16 protein-coding genes are annotated in these 19,842 nt (G+C 71.9%); 11 read left to right on the top strand and 5 right to left on the bottom strand.

Annotated features, from left to right (window positions below):
* The 7 genes from IFT36_RS10435 to rplL all read left to right on the top strand — a co-directional run.
* Window positions 1–1,009: Gfo/Idh/MocA family protein (locus tag IFT36_RS10435; RefSeq protein ID WP_200413066.1), on the top strand; the 1,009-nt coding region annotated here is incomplete at its 5' end.
* Between the two features lie 80 nt (window positions 1,010–1,089).
* On the top strand, window positions 1,090–2,103 hold the full coding sequence (locus tag IFT36_RS10430) for a sugar phosphate isomerase/epimerase family protein (protein ID WP_200413065.1): 1,014 nt from the start codon (window positions 1,090–1,092) through the stop codon (window positions 2,101–2,103).
* 15 nt (window positions 2,104–2,118) lie between these two features.
* A complete protein-coding gene (locus tag IFT36_RS10425; RefSeq protein WP_200413064.1) occupies window positions 2,119–3,084 on the top strand; it encodes a TolB family protein in 966 nt (321 codons plus the stop codon).
* Window positions 3,085–3,196: 112 nt separating this feature from the next.
* Window positions 3,197–3,955 (top strand): response regulator transcription factor, encoded by a 759-nt coding sequence (locus IFT36_RS10420; protein WP_056046521.1) that lies wholly within the window; start codon window positions 3,197–3,199, stop codon window positions 3,953–3,955.
* The gene (locus IFT36_RS16950; RefSeq protein ID WP_213016633.1) at window positions 3,952–5,559 is read left to right on the top strand and encodes a sensor histidine kinase; all 1,608 of its coding nucleotides are present in this window, start codon (window positions 3,952–3,954) and stop codon (window positions 5,557–5,559) included. The genes IFT36_RS10420 and IFT36_RS16950 overlap by 4 nt, the downstream gene beginning before the upstream one ends.
* Window positions 5,560–5,805: 246 nt before the next feature.
* Window positions 5,806–6,321 carry a 50S ribosomal protein L10 gene (rplJ, locus tag IFT36_RS10410; protein WP_043592926.1) on the top strand — a complete coding sequence of 172 codons (516 nt, stop codon included), beginning with the start codon at window positions 5,806–5,808 and terminating at the stop codon, window positions 6,319–6,321.
* Window positions 6,322–6,370: 49 nt separating this feature from the next.
* On the top strand, window positions 6,371–6,754 hold the full coding sequence (gene rplL / locus IFT36_RS10405) for a 50S ribosomal protein L7/L12 (RefSeq protein WP_056046519.1): 384 nt from the start codon (window positions 6,371–6,373) through the stop codon (window positions 6,752–6,754).
* Between the two features lie 129 nt (window positions 6,755–6,883).
* On the opposite strand, the gene IFT36_RS10400 is transcribed toward rplL, so the two are convergent.
* Both IFT36_RS10400 and IFT36_RS16945 read right to left on the bottom strand, forming a co-directional pair.
* Window positions 6,884–8,326 (bottom strand): APC family permease, encoded by a 1,443-nt coding sequence (locus IFT36_RS10400; RefSeq protein ID WP_200413063.1) that lies wholly within the window; start codon window positions 8,324–8,326, stop codon window positions 6,884–6,886.
* 42 nt (window positions 8,327–8,368) lie between these two features.
* Window positions 8,369–9,964, bottom strand: coding sequence for a LuxR C-terminal-related transcriptional regulator (locus IFT36_RS16945; RefSeq protein ID WP_123570509.1), 1,596 nt, complete (start codon window positions 9,962–9,964; stop codon window positions 8,369–8,371).
* A gap of 236 nt (window positions 9,965–10,200) precedes the next feature.
* Between IFT36_RS16945 and IFT36_RS10390 the strand changes: the two genes are divergently transcribed.
* The gene (locus IFT36_RS10390; protein ID WP_123570508.1) at window positions 10,201–12,075 is read left to right on the top strand and encodes an ABC transporter ATP-binding protein; all 1,875 of its coding nucleotides are present in this window, start codon (window positions 10,201–10,203) and stop codon (window positions 12,073–12,075) included.
* Between the two features lie 15 nt (window positions 12,076–12,090).
* Here the strand turns inward: IFT36_RS10390 and IFT36_RS10385 are convergent, their stop codons facing one another.
* Window positions 12,091–12,825 carry a DUF305 domain-containing protein gene (locus IFT36_RS10385; RefSeq protein WP_082460309.1) on the bottom strand — a complete coding sequence of 245 codons (735 nt, stop codon included), beginning with the start codon at window positions 12,823–12,825 and terminating at the stop codon, window positions 12,091–12,093.
* Window positions 12,822–13,496, bottom strand: a complete 675-nt coding sequence (locus IFT36_RS16765; RefSeq protein WP_056046511.1) for a DUF3105 domain-containing protein — start codon at window positions 13,494–13,496, stop codon at window positions 12,822–12,824. The genes IFT36_RS10385 and IFT36_RS16765 overlap by 4 nt, the downstream gene beginning before the upstream one ends.
* A 245-nt stretch (window positions 13,497–13,741) precedes the next feature.
* Between IFT36_RS16765 and IFT36_RS10375 the strand changes: the two genes are divergently transcribed.
* Together IFT36_RS10375 and IFT36_RS10370 are read left to right on the top strand one after the other, a co-directional pair.
* A complete protein-coding gene (locus IFT36_RS10375; protein WP_200413062.1) occupies window positions 13,742–15,106 on the top strand; it encodes a cystathionine beta-synthase in 1,365 nt (454 codons plus the stop codon).
* Between the two features lie 94 nt (window positions 15,107–15,200).
* Window positions 15,201–16,355, top strand: a complete 1,155-nt coding sequence (locus IFT36_RS10370; protein ID WP_056046507.1) for a cystathionine gamma-synthase — start codon at window positions 15,201–15,203, stop codon at window positions 16,353–16,355.
* Window positions 16,356–16,455: 100 nt separating this feature from the next.
* Here IFT36_RS10370 and IFT36_RS10365 read toward each other — a convergent pair whose 3' ends face one another.
* Window positions 16,456–18,324, bottom strand: a complete 1,869-nt coding sequence (locus tag IFT36_RS10365) for a cell wall-binding repeat-containing protein (RefSeq protein WP_200413061.1) — start codon at window positions 18,322–18,324, stop codon at window positions 16,456–16,458.
* Between the two features lie 94 nt (window positions 18,325–18,418).
* Between IFT36_RS10365 and IFT36_RS10360 the strand changes: the two genes are divergently transcribed.
* On the top strand, window positions 18,419–19,801 hold the full coding sequence (locus tag IFT36_RS10360) for an MFS transporter (RefSeq protein WP_200413060.1): 1,383 nt from the start codon (window positions 18,419–18,421) through the stop codon (window positions 19,799–19,801).
* The last annotated feature ends 41 nt before the right edge of the window (window positions 19,802–19,842 follow it).

Below are 19,842 nucleotides of genomic sequence, written 5' to 3'. Positions count from 1 at the left end.
GTCGGCCGGCGCCCGCGTGGTCGCCCTCGCCTCCTCGAGCGCCGCCAGCGCGGCCCACGCGGCGGCGTCCCTGGGCGTCGACACCTCCCACGAGAGCGTCGACGACCTCGTCACCGATCCCGGCGTCGACGTCGTGCACGTCTGCTCGCCGAACGCCACGCACGCGCCCGTCGCGCTGGCGGCGCTCGCCGCCGGCAAGCACGTGGTCTGCGAGAAGCCGCTGGCGACCTCGAGCGCCGAGGCCGAGGCCCTGGTCGAGGCCGCCCGGGCCGGGCGACTGGTCGGTGCCGTGCCCTTCGTCTACCGCTACCACCCGATGGTGCGCGAGGCCCGGGCCCGCGTCGCCACGGGCGAGGTCGGCCGCGTGCTGAGCGTCCGGGGTTCGTACCTGCAGGACTGGTTGCTCGACAGCGACGACGTCGACTGGCGGGTCGACTCGGCCGCGGGTGGTCCCTCGCGGGCCTTCGCCGACATCGGCAGCCACCTGGTCGACCTGCTCGAGTTCGTCCTGGGCGACCGGCTGGCCCGGCTGACCTCGACGACCACCACCGTGCACACGCACCGCGGCGGCTCGTCGGTCGACACCGAGGACGAGGCGGCCGTCGTGTTCGAGACGGCACGGGGGGCGATCGGCACCCTCTTCGTGTCGCAGGTCGCGCCGGGTCGCAAGAACCGCCTCCTGCTCGACCTGTCGGGCACCGCCGAGAGCCTCGAGTTCTCGCAGGAGGAGCCCGAGACGCTCTGGGTCGGACGCCGGTCGGGCACGCAACTCGTGGCCCGCGACGCGGCCGTGCTCGCACCCGACGCCGCCCGCCTGTCGACCGTCCCCGCCGGGCACCCGATGGGCTACGTCGACGCGTTCGCGGGGTTCGTGCGCGACGCCCACGACGCCGTCCGGGGCGGGACCCCCGAGGGGCTGCCCAACTTCGTCGACGGCCTGCGCGCCGTCCGGGTGACCGAGGCGGTCCTCGCGTCCGCCGCGTCGCGCCGGTGGGTCGACCTGCCCTGACCCCGACCGTCCCGACCCCGTCGCCGCCCGCACCGCCCCCGCCGCCCGCCCGCACCCCCGTCGCCCCCGAGAAGGAACCCATGGCCGAGAGCTCCCGCCCCGTCACCCTGTTCACCGGCCAGTGGGCCGACCTGCCCTTCGAGGAGGTCGCGGCACTCGCCGCCGGGTGGGGCTACGACGGCCTCGAGATCGCCGCGTCGGGCGACCACCTCGACCTCGAGCGCGCCGACCAGGACGACGCGTACCTGCGGTCGCGACTCGACGTGCTCGAGCGGCACGGCCTGGGGGTCTGGGCGATCTCGAACCACCTGACCGGGCAGGCGGTCTGCGACGACCCGATCGACTTCCGGCACCAGGCGATCGTGCGCCCGTCCACCTGGGGCGACGGCGAGCCCGAGGGCGTCCGGCAGCGGGCCGCGGAGGACATGAAGCGGGCGGCGCGGGTGGCCCGCAAGATGGGCGTCGACACCGTCGTCGGCTTCACCGGCTCGAAGATCTGGCCCTACGTGGCGATGTTCCCGCCGGTCCCGGCGAGCGTGATCGACGCCGGCTACCAGGACTTCGCCGACCGCTGGAACCCCATCCTCGACGTGTTCGACGCCGAGGGCGTCCGGTTCGCCCACGAGGTGCACCCGAGCGAGATCGCCTACGACCACTGGACGAGCGTCCGGGCGCTCGAGGCCATCGAGCACCGGTCGGCCTTCGGCTTCAACTGGGACCCCTCGCACATGCTCTGGCAGGGGGTCGACACGGTGTCGTTCATCACCGACTTCGCCGACCGGATCTTCCACGTCGACTGCAAGGACACCCGCATCAAGCCGCCCAGCGGGCGCTCGGGCGTGCTCGGCTCCCACCTGCCCTGGGGCGACCCCCGCCGGGGCTGGGACTTCGTCTCGACCGGCCACGGCGACATGGACTGGGAGGACGCCTTCCGCGCCCTCGACGCCATCGGCTACGACGGCCCGATCTCGATCGAGTGGGAGGACGCGGGCATGGACCGGCTGCACGGCGCCCCCGAGGCGCTCGCCTACATCCGTTCACTCCTCTGGAGGCGACCGAGCGCCTCCTTCGACGCCGCCTTCTCGAACCAGTGACGGCAGACTGATCCCATGCCCCGAATCCTGCTGCCCGGCCAACGGAGCCGCCTGCTCGTCGTCGACCCCGCGACCGGCGACGTCCAGGTCGTCCTCGAGAGCACCCGCGTGCTCGTCGAGGCCCCGAACTGGAGCCCCGACGGTCGCTGGCTCGTCGTCAACGGCGACGGCCTGCTCTGGCGGGTGCCCGCCGACGCCCGTGGGGTCGACGAGACGGCGCTCGAGCCGGTGCCGATGGGCGACGTGCCCGAGATCAACAACGACCACGTGATCGTTCCCGACCAGGGGGCCGTGATCGTGAGCGCCCGGGACGGCCACCTGTACGAGGTGCCGTGGGACGGCGTGACCCCGGGCGGCACCGCCCGCCGCGTGACGCGCGACCACCCCGCGGGCCGCAACCACAAGAACTACCTGCACGGCGTCTCGCCCGACGGTGCCACGCTCAGCGTGATCGTCGGCGCCCTGCCGGCGCCGGTCGACGACCCGGACGACGAGGAGGCGCGGGCCGGCTGGCGCACGAACGTCGCCCTGGTCTCGCTCGCCGACGGCGCGACCACGCCGGTGACCGACGACGAGCACCCCGACGACGGGGCCGAGTTCTCTCCGGACGGGGCGTGGCTGTGGGCGAACTCGGAGCGCGCCTCCGCGGGGGTCGCCGGCCACGCGCAGCTCTTCCGGAGCCGCCTGGACGGCGGAGACGTCGTGCAGGTGACCGACGACGAACGGGTCAACTGGTTCCCGCACGTGTCGCCCGACGGCTCGACGCTGCTCTGGGTGTCGTTCGAGCCCGGCACGCTCGGCCACCCCGAGAACCGCGACGTCGTGCTGCGCACCCTGCCCCTCGGTCCCGACGGCCTGCCCGTGCCGGGCCGGGCGCCACGCGACGTGCTCGCCCTCTTCGGCGGCCAGGGCACGATCAACGTGCCCTGCTGGGCCCCGGACTCGGCTCGTTTCGCCTGCGCCGACTACCCGTCCGCCTGACGCGCGCCCGGCGCCCCGGGTGCTCGCGGCCCGCGTGGTCGCCGTGGGCCGTCCGGGGACGATGCGCAGCCCGCTCATCGACCCATCACAGTCGGTTCATAGAAACGACTCGATACTTGGAGAGGTGACCACAACGACCCCCGCCACCGCCTCGGCCCCCCGCCTCACCCGTGCCGACGGAACGCCCCTCCGAGTCCTCGTCGTCGACGACGAGAACAGTCTCACCGACCTGCTCTCGATGGCCCTCCGCTACGAGGGATGGGACGTCAAGGCGGCCTCCGACGGTCAGGCGGCCCTCGCCACGGCGCGCGAGTTCAAGCCCGACGCGATCGTGCTCGACTGGATGCTGCCCGACATCGACGGCATCCAGGTGCTGGGTCGACTGCGGTCGAGCGGTGACGACACCCCGATCCTGTTCCTCACCGCGAAGGACAGCGTCGAGGACCGCGTGTCGGGTCTCACCGCCGGGGGCGACGACTACGTCACCAAGCCGTTCTCGCTCGAAGAGGTCGTGGCCCGGCTGCGCGGCCTGATCCGCCGGTCGGCCTCGGCCATCAGCGAGGCGGGCGACTCGCGCATCGTCGTCGGCGACCTCGTGCTCGACGAGGAGAGCTACGAGGTGACGCGCGCCGGTCGCGAGATCGAGCTGACCGCCACCGAGTTCGAGCTGCTGCGCTTCCTGATGCGCAACCCCCGCCGCGTGCTGAGCAAGGCGCAGATCCTCGACCGGGTCTGGAGCTACGACTTCGGCGGCAAGTCGAGCGTCGTCGAGATCTACATCTCGTACCTGCGCAAGAAGATCGACGTCGGCGAAGAGCCGATGATCCACACCGTGCGCGGCGTCGGTTACGTGATCAAGCCCACGTCGTGAGCGATGCCCTGCCCGCCCGGGTGGGCTCGCGCCTCCGGGGCCTGGTGGGCCGGGCGCCCGGTCTCGCCGGGCCGCTCACGCTGCGCAACCGCCTGATCCTCAGCATCGTCGCGCTCGTGGTGCTGCTGACCATCGTGATCGGCTCGGTCAGCGTGTTCGTGCTCCAGGCGTCGCTCATGCGTCAGCTCGACGACGAGCTCGAGGGGGCGACGGGCCGCTCCGTGCCCATGGTGAACGCGCAGGGCTCGACGAGCCGGCCCTACCTGACGCCCGACGGCGACGACCTCTCGGGCCCGCGGCAGTCGCCCGGCACCTTCACGGCCGTCGTCGTGAACGGGACGGTCGTGGCGGCGTACCAGGTCGAGCAGTCGGGTCGGGTCGTCACGCCGCGCCTGACCGACGACCTGACCTCGGTCGTGACGACCGTCGCCGGCTCGACCGCGCCCGAGTCCGTCTCGCTCGGGTCGGCGCTGGGGTCGTACCGGGTGGAGTCGCTCGCGGTCGGCTACCAGACGACCACCACGTCGGGCTCCCTCGCCACCACGCCGGCGTACCTCGTCGTCGGTCTGCCGACGAGCAGCGTCGACCGCACCATCACGGTCATGGTGGTCACGATCCTCGCGGTGACCCTCATCGGCCTCGCGGTCGCGATCGCGATCGCCTACGGGGTCGTGCGGAGCGCCCTCCGCCCGCTCGAGCGCATGTCCGACACGGCACTGCGGGTCGCCGAACTGCCGCTCGACCGCGGCGAGGTGGCCCTCGCGGAACGCGTCGACGAGGCCGACGCCGACACCCGCACCGAGGTCGGCCGCGTCGGTGCGTCGCTCAACCGCATGCTGGGCCACGTGGCCGGGGCCCTCGAGGCCCGTCAGCAGAGCGAGAACAAGGTGCGGCAGTTCGTGGCCGACGCCTCGCACGAGCTGCGCACCCCGCTCGCGTCGGTCCGCGGCTACGCCGAGCTGACCCGCCGCATGAACACCGGACTGCCCGACGACGTGGTCTACGCCATGGGCCGCATCGAGTCGGAGTCGCTGCGGATGACCTCGCTCGTCGAGGACCTCCTGCTGCTCGCCCGCCTCGACGAGGGCCGCGACCTCGTCACGGGCGACGTCGACCTGACCAGGGTCGTGCTCGACACGGTCAACGACGCCCACGTGGCCGGACCCACGCACGACGTCGACGTGTACGTGCCCGACGAGCCGGTGACCGTGTCGGGCGACGCCATGCGCCTGCACCAGATCGTCGCGAACCTGTTGACGAACGTGCGCACCCACACGCCCGACGGCACCCACGTGCACGTCTCGCTCACCGTCGACGACACGTCGGGGGAGGCCGTCGTCTCGGTCGCCGACGACGGGCCGGGCATCGACCCGGCCGTGCTGCCCGTGCTGTTCGAGCGGTTCGCCCGCGCCGACAGCTCGCGGTCGCGGAAGGCCGGCTCCACGGGGCTCGGCCTCGCGATCGTCCAGGCCGTCGTCCACTCCCACGGCGGCACCGTCGACGTCGCGAGCTCGGACGAGGGAGCGACCTTTACCGTCCGCCTGCCGCTCGTGACGCCCGCGGACGCACCCCACCACGAAGCCGAGGAGGCGCGACTTGCGTGAGCGCGCCTCCTGCGTCTACTCTGTACGAAGCCCAAGACCGCCGGTTGTAGTCGTCTGCTCGCAGACGGGTGCCGAAGGTTCTCGAGAGAGAGCGACCAGCGCAGGTGTGTGAAGTCGTTCCTCTTCTCGAAGAGATCCAGCTCCGTGCGCTTGCGCCGGAGCTTTTTTCATTGGTGCGGCGCCGGTCTCGGCGCGGCCGAGTCGAGTTCCCGGGGGCTGCCGGCACACCCACGTTTTAGGAGAGCCATGGCGAACAAGGAAGCATCGGTCGCCGAGCTCACGGACAACTTCCGTGACTCGACCGCCGTCCTGCTCACCGAGTACCGCGGTCTCACTGTTGCCGAGCTGAAAGAGCTCCGCAAGTCCATCAGTGCAGACGCGACGTACGCCGTGGTGAAGAACACGCTCAGCAAGATCGCGGCCAACAACGCCGGAATCAGCTCGTTCGACGACGAACTCGTCGGACCGTCTGCGATCGCCTTCGTGCACGGTGACCCTGTCGCCGTCGCCAAGAGCCTGCGTGACTTCGCCAAGGCACACCCCGCTCTGATCGTGAAGAACGGTTACTTCGACGGTAACCCGCTCACGGCAGACGAGGTCAAGCAGCTCGCCGATCTCGAGTCCCGAGAGGTGCTGCTGGGCAAACTGGCCGGCGCCTTCAAGGCTTCGCTGTTCGGTGCTGCCTACCTGTTCCAGGCACCGCTGTCCCAGGCCGTTCGCACGGTCGAGGCGCTGCGTGCCAAGCAGGAAGCCGACAGCTAAACAGCTGTCGTACCAACCCACACTTTAGAAAACCCATAAGGAGAACACCATGGCGAAGCTCACGCAGGACGAACTGATCGAGGCCTTCAAGGAGCTCACGCTCATCGAGCTCAGCGACTTCGTGAAGAAGTTCGAAGAGGTCTTCGAGGTCACCGCTGCTGCCCCCGTGGCCGCTGCCGGTGCCGCCGGCCCCGCCGCCGCCGCTGAAGAGGTCGAAGAGCAGACCGCTTTCGACGTCGTCCTCGAGGCTGCCGGCGACAAGAAGATCCAGGTCATCAAAGAGGTCCGCGCGCTCACGAGCCTCGGTCTCGGCGAGGCCAAGGCCGTCGTCGACGGTGCCCCCAGCACCGTCCTCGAGGGTGCCACGAAGGACGCCGCCGAGAAGGCCAAGGCTCAGCTCGAGGCCGCCGGCGCGACGATCACCCTCAAGTAGTCGGCGGGCCCTCTCGGCCCTCTGCGCTTGAGCGGCACGTCTGCTCAGCACCACACGGAAGGCGCCACCCCTCGGGGTGGCGCCTTCTGGCGTCTCCGCTGCGACCCGCCGACCACGCGGAGGGCCGGATCAGGAGGCGCGGGCCAGGACCGAGTGTCGGCGGCCGTACCCGAGGTACACCGCGGTGCCCACGACCATCCAGACGGCGAAGGCCGCCCAGGTGACCCACCCGAGGGTCACCATGAGCAGCACGCAGAAGGCGCAGCCGAGGACAGGGGTCAGCGGGTAGAGCGGCACCTTGTAGGTGCGGTCGAGCTCCGGTCGGTTGCGGCGCAGCCAGATGACCGACACGTTGACCAGGGCGAAGGCGAAGAGCGTGCCGATGCTCGTCGCGTCGGCCAGGGCGCCCAGGGGGATCACCGCCGCCGCGACGGCCACGGCTCCGCCGACGATCAGGGTGCCGGCGACGGGTGTCTGCGTGCGCGCCGAGACGCGGCCGAGGACGCGGGGCACGAGGCCGTCGCGGGCCATCGAGACGAAGATGCGCGTCTGACCGTAGAGCACCGTCAACACGACGCTCGCGATCGCCGCCACGGCGGTCACGGCGAAGAGGAAGGCGACCCACGGCTGCCCCGTGATGTCGGCGACGATCGTGACGAGGGTCGCCTCGCCGTCGGTGAAGGTCGTCCACGGGCGCGCGCCGACCGCGGCGACGGCCACGAGGATGTAGAGCACCGTGATGATCACGATCGAGGCGATGATGGCGCGCGGCAGGTCGCGCTTCGCGTCGCGGGCCTCTTCACCGGCCGTGGACGCCGCGTCGAAGCCGATGTACGAGAAGAACAGGCGCGAGGCCGCCGCCGAGACGCCGGCCGCGCCCATCGGTGCCAGCGGCTCGAAGTTCCCGGCGCGGAAGGCCGTGAAGGCGACGGCGACGAAGAACACGAGGAGCGCCACCTTGACGACGACGAGCAGGGTGTTGACCCAGGCGCTCTCCCGGGCGCCGGGAACGAGCACGAGGGTGGCGAGCAGGACGAGGACCGCGGCGGGCAGGTTGAGGACGCCGCCGGCGCCCGGGGGCTCGGCGATCGCGGCCGGCAGGGCGAGCCCGAACACGTCGAGGGCCTCGTTCACGTACTGCCCCGCCCCGACGGCGACGGCCGCGACCGAGACGGCGTACTCGAGCACGAGGCACCACCCGCAGACCCACGCGATGCCCTCGCCGAGCGTCGCGTACGCGTACGAGTAACTCGACCCCGACACGGGCACGCTGCCCGCCATCTCGGCGTACGACAGGGCCGACAGCAGGGCCGCGACGCCCGCGAGCACGAAAGAGATCCAGACGGCGGGGCCGGCCAGCGGGACGGCGGTGCCCAGCACGACCAGGATGCCCGTGCCGAGGGTCGCCCCGATGCTGATCGCCGTGAGGTGCCAGACGCCCAGGGTGCGTCGCAGACGGGGGCCGCCGTCGGCGGATGCCGCGCTCTCGGCGACGTAGGCCTCGAGGGGTTTGCGCGCCCTCAGCTGGGCGAGGAGGGACGGACGGGACGTGACGCGGGACTCGTGGGGCACCGCGAGAGGTTACCCCACGGCCGGCACCGCGCCTCCTCGTCCCTAGTCGTCGAGGTCGAGGCCGAGCTGCTTGACGCGGGTCATCGCCTCGCGCCGCGACGACGCCTGCAGCTTGCGGTAGATGCTGCGGACGTGGCTCTTGACGGTGTTGACCGAGATGAACAGCTGGCTGCCGATCTGGCCGAGGGTCTGACCGGTGGCCAGGTGGCGGACGATCACGAGCTCGCGGTCGCTCAGCGGCTCGGCGAGCTGCGGCACGACGTCGGCCGTGGTCCCGCGCAGGCGGTCGAGCACCCCGACGATGGCGGCCGGCTGACGACGGCCGACGGCGCGCTGCACGAGGTGGTCGAGGACGTCCTCCGGCAGGGTGGCGAAGAGCCAGATCGACCCGTTGTGACCCGCGCTCAGCAGGGCCTGGTCGAAGGCGATGTCGCTGCGCGCGGCGTCGCCGAGGGCGAGGTGTGCGGCCGCCTGGAGGGCGTGCACCTGGCCCATCGTTCGCTCGCTGTGCAGGTCGCCGATGGCGAGGCACGGTTCGAGCGCCTCGAGGGCGGCCTCGGGTTCACCGGCGGCGAGGTGCACGAGGGCGAGCACGCGACCGGGACAGCGGATGTGGTGGTGCGACGACGTCACCGACGACGCGAGTCGACGGGCCTCGTGCGGCTGACCGAGCAGGCGCATGGTCTCGGCCCGCAACACCGTGGCCGAGTCGGTGAGGGCGCTGTGCCCGGTGAACCCGTCGATGGTGCGGGTGATCCGCGCCAGCAGGTCGAGCACCTCGATGTAGCGGCTCTCGGACAGCAGAACGTGCGCTTCGGCGAACAGGCCGAGCGCCTCCCAGTCGCTGCCGCGCGACGCCTGCCGCACGTCGGCGAGCAGGCCCTCGTGGCCGCTCACGGCCTCGCCGCGTTCGAGGGCGAGGTGCACGCGCGTGATCTGGGTGAGGGCCCCGAACGAGCTCCCCAGCAGGTCGGTGCCGTCGGCGAGCTCGCGGGCGAGGTCGACGTGGCGGTCGGCGAGGTCGAAGTCGCCGATCAGCATCGCGACGAAGGCGAGCGCCGAGAGGCACTCGACCCGCTCGGCGGTGCTGAGGTGGTCCTCGCCGAGACCGTTCGCGAGGCTCAGGGCGAAGCGGGCCTGGTCGATCTCGCCGTAGTGCAGCCGGATGAGGCCGAGCTGCAACGAGAAGGAGGCGCTGAGCGAGATGCGCACGCTGATCGACTCGGCGAGGTCGTTCTCGATGAGGGTCCGGGCGACCTCGAGGTGCTCGTGGGCCACGACGAAGTTGCCGAGGGTGCGCAGCGACGCCCCGAGGTGCACGTGGTAGCCCGCCCGGATGTCGAGCGGCAGGTCGGGGTCGGCGTCGAGCGCCTTGGCGACGCCGCGGAACCAGGGCAGGGCCGCACTGCGCGAGCGGGAGCCGACCGAGCGGTGGCTCGCCGCCAGGGCGAGCAGGATGCGGGGTCGGCCGCGCCATTCCTCTTCGGGCGTCGAGCGGATGGCCTCGCGCAGACGCGCTCCCTGCAAGGGGGCGATCTGGGTCCAGCCCTGCTCGATGGCATCGAGAGCGGCCCGGTGGTCGGCGGGCTGCAGTTCGGCACTCGGCGGTTCGACGGCCGTGGGGTTCGACGTGTTCACGATGGTCCTAGCTCGGCCGCTTCGGGAGGCTCGCCCGTCGGGTAGGGAGAACGCGGCTGCCGGAGCCTGGTCAGGTGCACCGACACCGCCATACTAAACTGAGTGTTCATTACGCCGTATGGTCTGTCGGGCATTGCGCCCACAACTGGGGGACGAACGGTCGTTCTACGGCGTGTCGCGGCGTCGGCGTCCGACGGTGGGCCACTCGTGACGGGGGTCGGGCCTACGCTGACCGCATGAGTTCGATGCACGCCCCCGCAGGCGGTCCCCGGGGCGGAGGCCGACCGGGCGGGTCCGGCCGGGTCTCGAGCGGCGACGCCGAGGCCCAGCGTGCGGCGAACGCCACCGCGCCGCGCATCCCCGACCTGTTCCGTCGCATCCGCGGCCTGTTCGCCCCGCACCGGCGAGCCCTCGTCGTCACCGTCGTGCTCGTCCTGATCGGGGCCGCCGTCAGCGTGGCTCCACCGCTGCTCACCAAGCAGGCGTTCGACCGGGGGTTGTTCCCCCAGGGCGGTCCCGACGTGCCCGTGCTGCTCGAACTCGTGGGCGCCATGGTGGGACTCTGGGTGCTGTCCGCCGGCATCGGCGTCTGGCAGACGTACCTGACCGCCACGGTCGGCAACAAGGTGATGGGTGCGTTGCGCATCCGCCTCTTCGGCCACCTGCAGCGCATGGAGCTCGCGTTCTTCACCCGCACCAAGACCGGGGTCATCCAGTCGCGCCTGCAGAACGACGTCGGCGGCGTCGCGAACGTGCTGAGCAACACCATCTCGAGCGTCCTCGGCAACACGGTCACGGTCATCGCGGCCTTCGTGTCCATGCTCGTGCTCAGCTGGCAGATGACCGTCGTCACGGTCGTCCTGCTGCCGCTGCTGGTGGTGGCCCAGCGACGGGTGGGCCAGGTGCGCGCCCGCATCGCCACCAAGACGCAGGAGTCGCTCAGCGACATGACCGCCATCACGCAGGAGGCGCTGAGCGTCAGCGGCATCCTGTTGGCGAAGAGCTTCAACCAGCAGCGCGCCGAGGTCGAGCGCTACTCGGCCGAGAACCGCACCCAGATCGGGTTGCAGGTGCGTCAGCAGATGAGCGGGCAGTGGTTCTTCGCCGTCGTCCAGATCTTCCTCTCGGTCATCCCCGCCCTCATCTACCTGGTCGCGGCCTGGCTGATCCTCCGTGACGTGCCCGTGACGGCGGGCACGATCGTGGCCTTCACCACGGTGCAGGCCCGCTTGACCTTCCCGCTCATGGGGCTGCTGCGGGTGGCCCTCGACCTGCAGACCTCCGGAGCGCTGTTCGCCCGCATCTTCGAGTACCTCGACCTCCACCCGGCGATCACGAACGACCCCTCGGCCGAGCCGGTCGACGAGACGCAGCTCGGCCGGGTCGAGTTCGACGACGTCTCGTTCTCGTACCCCGACGCCGAGCCCGGGCAGAAGACCCTCGACGGCGTCTCGTTCGACATCGCACCGGGTCAGTTCGCCGCCTTCGTCGGCCCGAGCGGTGCGGGCAAGACGACCGTCTCGTACCTGATCCCGCGGTTCTACGAGGCGTCCGGCGGAGCGGTGCGCTTCGCCGGCACCGACGTCCGGCGCCTCGACCAAGAATCGCTGGTCGGCAACATCGGCATCGTCAGCCAAGAGACCTACCTCTTCCACGCCAGCATCGGCGACAACCTCCGGTACGCGCGACCCGACGCGACCGACGAACAGCTGGTCGACGCAGCCCGGCAGGCGAACATCCACGAGACCATCGCGTCGTTCCCCGACGGTTACGACACGATCGTGGGCGAGCGGGGCTATCGCCTCTCGGGCGGCGAGAAACAACGCATCGCCATCGCTCGCGTCCTGTTGAAGGACCCCGCCGTCATGGTCCTCGACGAGGCGACGAGCGCCCTCGACACGGTGTCCGAGCGCGTGGTGCAAGAGGCCCTCGACACGGCGACCCGTGGCCGGACGACGATCGCCATCGCGCACCGGCTCTCGACCGTGCGCGACGCGGACGTCGTGTTCGTCGTGGTGGCCGGTCGCGTCGTCGAGCGGGGGACGCACGACGAGCTGCTCGCCCTGGGCGGGGTGTACGCCGAGCTCTACGGGCAGCAGGTGTCGTCGTAGCGCTGCGGTGTCCTGTCAGCCGCGCTCGACGAGCATCGCCTGCATGGCGTCGACCTCGCTCTGCTGCGTCTGCAGCATGCCCGAGGCGAAGGCCCGCACCTGCGGCACCTCGCTGCGCGCCAGGACGGCGTCGGCCATCTCGATGCCGCCCTCGTGGTGCGCGATCATCAGGGTCAGGAAGATCCGCTCGGCCTCGACGCCGTTCGCGGAGTCCAGGGACGCGAGCTGCTCGTCGGTCGCCAGCCCCGGCATGCGGCCGCCGGGTTCGTGGGTGGCGACGGGCGTGGCCGAGCCGCCCGCGCCTCCGTCGTCGGTCATGTGGTGGCTGCCGTAGTCCCCGTCGAGGGTCGGTCGGGTCATCCAGGTCATGGTCGGCTCCGAGGGTGCCTGCGGCAGGCGCCACAGCTCGAGCCAGGCGTACATCTGACCGGCCTGCTGCGACTGCGTGAGGGCCATGTCGTAGGCCAACGAGCGCACCGCGGGGTCGTCGGTCCGGTCGCGGACCATCATCGCCATCTGCACGGCCTGCTCGTGGTGCACCTGCATGTCGCGCGAGAACCCCGCCTCGACGCTGTCCGTACCGGGCGTGACGGGGGTGGGCGAGCTGAGCCGCCCGAGCGCGACGCCGACCAGCAGCACGATCGCCACGGTCAGGACCCCCGCGATCACCAGCCTCAGCCGACGACCCGAGGAGGCGCGGTGCGGCCCCGCCCCGGCGGTCGCGTCGTCGTCGTGCCCCGGTGCCGTCACGCGATCTTGCCGGTGCCGTCCACGCCGCCGCTGCACGGCGCACCGGGCTCGGGGGCGTTCGTGGACTTCCAGTACTTGGTGACGAAGTCGGACACGGTGGCCTCGTCGTCGGTCACGTTCGCGAAGGGCAACTGGGCGCCCCAGGCCGAGACGTACATGGGGGAGTCGAGGCCCTCGTAGGGCGAGACGACCGCGTACGTGTCGGGGGCGAAGTCGCGCAGGGCCTCGATCTCGGCCTCGCTGACCTGCTCGGGGTCGTAGGTGAACCAGACGGCGCCGTGCTCGAGGTCGTGGACGGCGTTCTCGTTCGGCACGGGCTCGGTGTAGACGCCGCAGTTCAGCCAGATCTGGTTGTGGTCGCCGCCCGCGGGAGGGGTCATCGCGTAGTCGACGCTGCCGCCGACGTGGTTCGCGGTGAGGTCGGAGTAGGTCTTCACGCCGTCGATCTCGATGGCCTGGGGGTCCTGCCGCGGCTGGCCGCTCGTCACGACGAAGGTGACGACCAGCGCGATCGCCGCCGCGCCCGCGACCGAGGCGGTGACGATGCCGATGGTGCGGTTGCGCTTCGCCCGGGCCTGTTGCCGCTTGAGCTCGGCCACCTTCTCGTGACGCCGGGCGTCTCGCTGCTGCTTGACGGTGGGTTTGTCGGTCGGCTTGTCGCTGCTGGCCACGGGGGTCCTCTGGGGTCGGGGAGGTGGTCGGGACGCACCCGATCGTGGATGCGTCAACCATTTTCTCTCACGACTGCCTGGGAGGCGCGTGCCAGCAGGTCGGGCCCGCCGACCCTCCGTCACACGCCACGACCCCGTCGTTAGACTCGACGAACGGGTCCGGCGGGGACGCCCCGACCGACCCGACCACCCGAGTCGTCGACCTGCGCGCGCCCCACGAGGGCCCCGCGAGAACCGGAGCACCCGTGAAGTACGCCGAGACCGTCCTCGACCTGATCGGTGACACGCCGCTCGTCAAGCTGAACAAGGTGACCGAGGGCATCACGGCGACCGTGCTCGTCAAGGTCGAGTACGTCAACCCGGGTGGTTCGTCGAAGGACCGCATCGCGACGCGCATCATCGACGCGGCCGAGCGCGACGGGCTGCTCGGGCCCGGGGGCACCATCGTCGAGCCGACCAGCGGCAACACCGGGGTGGGCCTCGCCCTCGTCGCCCAGCAGCGCGGCTACCGCTGCGTCTTCGTCCTGCCCGACAAGGTCGGCGAGGACAAGCGCAACGTGCTCAAGGCCTACGGCGCCGAGATCGTCGTCACGCCGACCGCCGTCGAGCCGACCAGCCCCGAGTCCTACTACAGCGTCTCCGACCGCCTCGCGCGCGAGATCCCCGGGGCGTTCAAGCCGAACCAGTACGCCAACCCCAACGGGCCGCTCAGCCACTACGAGACGACGGGCCCCGAGATCTGGCGCGACACCGACGGCCGCATCACGCACTTCGTCGCGGGCGTGGGCACCGGCGGCACCATCAGCGGTACCGGCCGCTACCTCAAAGAGGTGTCCGGAGGCGCGGTGCAGGTCGTCGGCGCCGATCCCGAGGGCAGCGTCTACAGCGGGGGCACCGGCCGCCCCTACCTTCTCGAGGGCGTCGGCGAGGACTTCTGGCCTGCCGCCTACGACCCCTCGGTCGTCGACCGCATCATCGCCGCGGACGACGCCCGTTCGTTCGAGCTGACCCGGCGCCTCGCCCGCGAGGAGGGACTGCTGGTCGGCGGCTCGTCCGGCCTGGCCGTCGCGGCCGCCCTCGACGTGGCCCGCGAGCTCGGCCCGGACGACGTCGTCGTCGCCCTGCTGCCCGACGGCGGGCGCGGCTACCTCGGCAAGATCTTCAACGACGCGTGGATGCGCTCGTACGGCTTCGGCGTCAGCCACGACGAGCGGTCGGTCCGCGATCTGATCGCCTCCAAGACCGGGCAGTTGCCCGACCTCGTCCACGCCCACCCGTCCGACACCGTCCACGACGTGATCGGCATCATGAAGACCTACGGCGTCTCGCAGATGCCCGTGCTCTCGGCCGAGCCCCCGGTCGTCATCGGCGAGGTCGTCGGTGCCATCGAGGAGAAGGCGTTGCTCGAGGCCATCTTCCGCGGGGGCGCGACCATGGGCGACGCCGTCTCGGCGTACCTCGGCGACCCCCTGCCCCTGATCGGCGTGAACGAACCCGTCTCGGCGGCCCGGTCCGCGCTCGAGTCCGTCGACGCCCTGCTCGTCACCGACGACGGCCGCCCGTTCGGCGTCGTCACCCGACAGGACGTCCTCTCCTTCCTGTCCTCCTGAGCGGCCGGGGCGGCACCGTCACCCGGCGGCCCGGCCCGCGCCTCCTCGTCCCCCCTCCGTCTGCACCACCCGTCCCCCTCGAAAGGACATCCTCATGACCCACGGCTTCTCGACCAGGGCGATCCACGCCGGCCAGGACTTCGACCCCACCACCGGTGCCGTCGTCCCCCCGATCTACCAGTCGTCGACGTTCGTCCAGGACGGCATCGGCGGGTTCCGCGGCGGCTACGAGTACGCGCGGTCGGCGAACCCGACGCGCGACTCGCTGCAGACCCTGCTCGCCGACCTCGAGGGCGGCAGCGCCGCGTTCAGCTTCGCCTCGGGGCTGTCGGCCGAGGACGCGCTGCTGCGTTCGGTCCTGGCGCCCGGCACGCGCATCGTCATGGGCAACGACGTCTACGGCGGCACGCACCGCCTCGTCAACCGGGTGTGGGTGCCCTGGGGCGTCACGCTCGACACCGTCGAGATGAGCGACCTCGACGCCGTGCGCGCCGCGGTCCAGGCCGCTCCGACGGCCGTGCTCTGGGTCGAGACCCCGAGCAACCCGCTGATGAAGATCAGCGACATCGCGGCGCTCGCCGAGATCGGGCACGCGGCCGGGGCCGTCGTCGTCGTCGACAACACGTTCGCGTCGCCGTATCTGCAGCAGCCCCTCGCCCTGGGGGCCGACGCGGTCGTCCACTCGACGACGAAGTACATCGGCGGTCACTCGGACGTCGTGGGCGGAGCCGTCGTCGTGCGCGACGACGAGCTCGCCGCGAAGGTCGGCTTCGTCCAGTTCGGCGTCGGTGCCGTGTCGGCGCCGATGGAGGCGTGGCTCACGGTGCGCGGCATCAAGACGCTCGGCGTGCGCGTCGACCGCCACTCGTCGAACGCCCTCGCCATCGCCCGGGCCCTCGAGGGGCACGCGGCGGTCGAGCGCGTCTACTACCCGGGGCTCGAGTCCCACCCGGGCCACGAACTCGCCGCCCGGCAGATGCGGGCGTTCGGCGGCATGCTCTCGGTGCAGCTGAGCGCGGGTGCCGCCGCGGCCCGACGGTTCGCCGAGTCGACCGAGCTGTTCCAGCTGGCCGAGTCGCTCGGCGGCGTCGAGTCGCTCATCGGCTACCCGAGCGAGATGACCCACGCCTCGGTGCGCGGCACCGAGCTCGAGGTGCCCGACTCGATCGTGCGGCTGTCGGTCGGCATCGAGGACGTCGACGACCTGCTCGGCGACGTCACGCAGGCGCTCGCCCGCCTCGACGCGTAGGCGACCTCGCGAGAGACGACGGAGGCGCGGTGCGGGTGGTCCCGCACCGCGCCTCCGTCACGTGGCCACGTCGAGCGCGTCCATCAGGGACGGGCCCCGGTCAGAGCCCGGCCTCGACCGCCGGGCTGACGGCGTTGGGGCCACCCAGCACGACCAGGCCGTCGGTGCCGAGCTTCGTCAGGGCGGTGCGCACGCTGACGGGCAGCGCGTCGGGTCGTGTGAGCAGGACGGGACCGCCCAGCCGGCCCGCGGTCGGTGCTCCGGCGAGCGCGTCGGGGAAGTTCACACCCGTCGAGACGAACGCCACGTCGGAACCGGCGGGGTAGCCGGCGGCGGCGATGACGGCCGAGGTGTCGAAACGGTCGGCACCCGAGAGCCGCGACGTGGGCGCGACGGCCCGGAGCTGGGCGATGACCGATTCTCCCACCGCGTTGACCCCGCCGAGCACGACGATGCGGGCAGGGGCCAGCCGGGTGAGCTCGGTCGAGACCGTCTGAGGCAGGGCGTCGGGCCGCGTGAGCAGCATCGGGCCCTTGTCGGGGCCGCCGGCCAGGGCTGCACCCGAGAGGGCGTCGGGGAAGTCCAGGCCGGTCGCGACGTAGGCCGTCCCGCCCCGACCCTTCGGGAAGGTCGTGCTCGAGATCGTCGCAGACGTGTCGAATCGGTCCGCACCCGAGACGCGGGTGACGCCGGGGGCGCCGGTCGTCGCGATCTGGGAGAGCTGCTGACGCACCGTGTCGGAGACCGCGGCCACGCCGCCCAGGACGACGACGCGTTGCGGGCGGAGCTCGGCGAGTTGGGCGCGGGTCGCGTCGGGCAGGGTGTCGGGGTAGGTCAGGAGGACCGGAGCGCCCCGGTAGCCGGCGGCCGCGCCCCCGGCGAGGGCGTCGGGGTAGGTGCTGCGCGACGCGACGTAGACCAGGGGGATCGAGGCCTTGGTCGGGGCGTTGCCGTTCACGACGACCGGTGGGGTGAAGGCGCTGGCGGCGATGGTCGCCGCGGTGGCGAAGGCGTCGGCTCCCGAGAGACGGCCCACGGCCGGGGTGGTCGGGCGGGTGAGGGCCGCGAGGTCGGCCTCGGTGCCGTTGAACACGTCCTGGTCACCGGGGTAGGGCGAGTCCTCGGTCTGGGACCACTGCCAGAACGTCCAGGTCGCGAAGGACGAGGTCGGCGGGGCGACCGGGGTGTTCGTGGTCGCCGTCGGGTAGTACGCGACGAAGAGGCGGTCCTTCGGGAACGCCGAGCTGTTGCCCGTGCAGGAGCTCCAGAAGTCCTGGTTGGTGTAGATCAGCGGCTGGACGCCCTGCTGGGCGACGACGGTGCCGATCCACGACTGGATCCAGGTGACCATCTCGGACTGCGACAGCCCCCAGCAGCGTCCACCCTGCTTGGTCGGGTTGGTCGACACCTCGACGTCGAGCACCGGCGGCAGCATGCCGGGCTCCCAGGCGGTGGCGTTGTCGAGGAAGAACTGCGCCTGCGGTGCCCCGGACGAGTAGAAGGGCAACGCGTAGTGGTAGAAACCGGCCGTCAGCCCCGCCGCCTGCGCGCCGGCGAACTGGGCGGAACGGTAGCGGTTGGTGCTGCCGGTGGGGTTGCCGTTCGTGTAGGTGCCGGGCACGCCCTCGGAGGCCTTGACGAACGTGAAGCGGGCGCCCGCCGAACGCGCGGCGGCGAAGTCGGGGGACGGCTGGTACGAGCTGACGTCGAAGCCGGGCACGCCACGAGGAGGCGAGACGGCCGCGGCGCGGGAGAGGCGTTCGTCGGCCCCGTCCCGGGTGCCGCTCGATGCCCCCATCTCGTGGTCGGAACCCGCGTCCTGCTGGGCGAGCGTCGGGGACGAGGTCGAACCGGCGGTGACGGGAGCCGCGACGGCGACCGTGGTCGTCCCGAGCCCGAGGACGACGCCGAGGGCGACCGTCAGGGCGAGATCGCGGACGGACCCGGCACGGTGAGAAGAAGTGGACACGAGAGAGACCCCCAGACGCAGGCGACGCCCCTCGCCGCCTGAGGGCGATCCTAGGGGAGGGGGTGCCGTCGGTGGCTCGGCCTAGGCTGACGACATGACCGACGCCGCCGCCGTGAGCACCCGCCCCGAGGGCGTGCTCAGCGGTCGGTACCGGCTGGCCACCCTCGGCATGTGCGCCCTGATCGGCATCGCGGCGTTCGAGTCGCTCGCGGTCACGACGATCATGCCGATCATCAGCCGTGAGCTCGACGGCGAGGCGCTCTACTCGCTCAGCTTCGCGGCGCCCCTCGCGTCCGGCCTGGTCGGCATGGTGGCGGCGGGCAACTGGGCCGACCGCAGCGGGCCGCGCGTCGTGGTCATCGCCTCGATGCTGCTGTTCGCCGTCGGGCTGCTCGTCGTCGGCACCGCGCCCGACATGGGCGTGCTGCTGGTCGGCCGTCTGGTGCAGGGCGTCGGCTCCGGCGCGGTCATCGTCGGCCTCTACGTCATGGTCGCCCGGCTCTACCCGCCGGGCCTGCACCCGTCGATCTTCGCGGGGTTCGCCGCGGCCTGGGTCGTCCCGGGTCTCGTCGGGCCACTCGTCGCGGGCGTCGTGGCCGAGACGGTGGGCTGGCACTGGGTCTTCCTCGGTGCACTCGGCCTCGCCGTGCCCGCGTTCTTCGCCGTCCTGCCGAGCCTGCGTCGCGTCCCTCCGCCCGTGGTGGCGGAGGGTGGGCGGCGCGTGCCCTGGAGCATCGGCCGCATCCTCTGGTCGGTCGGCGCGGCCCTCGGCGTGCTGGCCCTCAACCTGGTCTCCGAGTTCCCGACCTGGTTGACCGTCGTGGTCATCGTGGTGGCGGTGGTCGTGCTCGCCGTGGCGCTCCGGCCCCTGTTGCCGCCGGGCACGCTGCGCGCCGCCCCGGGGTTGCCCACCCTGGTGCTGCTGCGCGGTCTCGTGGGGGCGGCGTTCCTCGGCAGCGAGGTCTACATCCCGTACATGCTCTCGGCCGAATACGACTTCAGCGCCTCGGCCTCCGGCGTGACGCTGACCCTGGGGGCGCTCGGCTGGGCGTTCGCGAGCTGGGTGCAGGGCAGGCTCGGCGACCGGGTGGCCCAGCGCGACGGCATCCGCATCGGCATCGTCCTCGTGCTCCTCGGCGTCGTGGTCGCCGCGCTGACCCCCCTGTTCCACCTGCCCCCGGCCTTCCTCATCGCGACCTGGGCCGTCGCCGGATTCGGCATGGGGTTCATGTACCCCCGCTTCTCGGTGCTCGTCCTCGCGCTGTCGACCGAGTCCGAGCGCGGGTTCAACAGTTCGGCGTTGACCATCGCCGACTCCACCGGTTCGGCCGTCGCGCTGGCCTTGACCGGCGCCGCGTTCGGGGTGCTCGGCGGCGCGTCCAGCCCCCTCGCCTTCGTCGCCTGCTTCGTCGTCGGCACGGGCGTCGCGGTACTCGCGCTCGCCCTGAGCGGCCGCGCGGTGCCCCGGGGACGGTGACCGCGCCTCCTGCCCGCCGATGGTGCCGCCGCCCCGCCGAT

It is taken from the genome of Frigoribacterium sp. CFBP 13605 (assembly GCF_014839405.1).
In the GTDB taxonomy this organism is placed as follows: Bacteria; Actinomycetota; Actinomycetes; order Actinomycetales; family Microbacteriaceae; genus Frigoribacterium.
This window is presented reverse-complemented; position numbering and strand designations above follow the sequence as displayed.

Coding starts and splice junctions, on each gene's coding strand:
- IFT36_RS10430 (WP_200413065.1), top strand. CDS start 1,090: ATGGCCGAGAGCTCCCGCCCCGTCACCCTGTTCACCGGCCAGTGGGCC.
- IFT36_RS10425 (WP_200413064.1), top strand. CDS start 2,119: ATGCCCCGAATCCTGCTGCCCGGCCAACGGAGCCGCCTGCTCGTCGTC.
- rplJ (WP_043592926.1), top strand. CDS start 5,806: ATGGCGAACAAGGAAGCATCGGTCGCCGAGCTCACGGACAACTTCCGT.
- rplL (WP_056046519.1), top strand. CDS start 6,371: ATGGCGAAGCTCACGCAGGACGAACTGATCGAGGCCTTCAAGGAGCTC.
- IFT36_RS10390 (WP_123570508.1), top strand. CDS start 10,201: ATGAGTTCGATGCACGCCCCCGCAGGCGGTCCCCGGGGCGGAGGCCGA.
- IFT36_RS10370 (WP_056046507.1), top strand. CDS start 15,201: ATGACCCACGGCTTCTCGACCAGGGCGATCCACGCCGGCCAGGACTTC.
- IFT36_RS10360 (WP_200413060.1), top strand. CDS start 18,419: ATGACCGACGCCGCCGCCGTGAGCACCCGCCCCGAGGGCGTGCTCAGC.